Origin of the sequence: Kistimonas scapharcae (genome assembly GCF_039540975.1) — a bacterium.
Classification (GTDB): domain Bacteria; phylum Pseudomonadota; class Gammaproteobacteria; order Pseudomonadales; family Endozoicomonadaceae; genus Kistimonas; species Kistimonas scapharcae.
The window spans coordinates 1-836 of record NZ_BAABFL010000041.1 but is presented as its reverse complement, the minus strand read 5'-3'; the positions used below and the strand labels follow the sequence as shown (position 1 = coordinate 836).

The following is an 836-nucleotide window of genomic DNA, read 5'->3' as shown; positions in this document are numbered from 1 at the left end:
ATTTTGCCTGAAGAGCACAGGGGACGCTCTCTTCATTCAATTTAGCCTTACTTCTTCAGATCGTTAAGCGGGAGTTAAGGGCATTATGATTGGCGATCAACTGGGGCCGGTATATGGTAGTGTGGCATTTCTGGTTGATCTCTGTCGGGAACTGGTGGCACTTTTATTGATCCCTTTTGTTATTCGCCGTAATGCGCCGATGGCAATTGGATATGGTGGTGCAACTTCAATGGATTACACCTTGCCCGTTATTGAAAGAACGGGGGGGGTTCACTGTGTACCGGTTGCTGTTGCCAGTGGCTTTATTTTGAGTTTATCGGCTCCGCTGTTGATACCGGTGTTTCTTGGAGTCGCTTAAACGATTCCGGCCGTTAAAGGACAGGCCTTTTTGGCTAAAGGAAGGCTTGTCCGCGTTGAACAATAAATGATGTAAGTTGCCTATTGATATCTCCGGATGTCTCTATATAATTCCCCTCCGTTGTCTGCGACGCAGGCTTCTAACCACCGCTTATGCAGTGGTTGACAGCGAAAGCAAATGCTGTAGAATGCGCCGCCTGTCAACGAGCTTCGCTCTCCGGTTTCGCCGGGTGAAACAAGCGCTTGACACTGAAGTCCGCCACTGTAGAATGGCGGCCTCGCTGAAACGGACAAGGTTCTCGGAACGCAGTCTGAATCATTTTCAGCGATAAGCTCTTTAACAAATTATCAAGCAATTCGTGTGGGCGCTTGCTCGGATGAGAAAAGTTATTTCTCCGGAAATAACCAAAGATTTTCATCATGAGTAAGCACCACTTGTTAATTCATTACGATTGATAGGTAGTTCTTGCGAACTGATG

At 47.1% G+C, this 836-nt stretch carries 1 pseudogene; it reads left to right on the top strand.

From position 1 onward, the window contains the following. Positions 1-73: 73 nt before the first annotated feature. Positions 74-358: pseudogene (locus tag ABD892_RS02655) on the top strand (LysO family transporter); the annotation flags it as partial. Positions 359-836 lie beyond the last annotated feature (478 nt).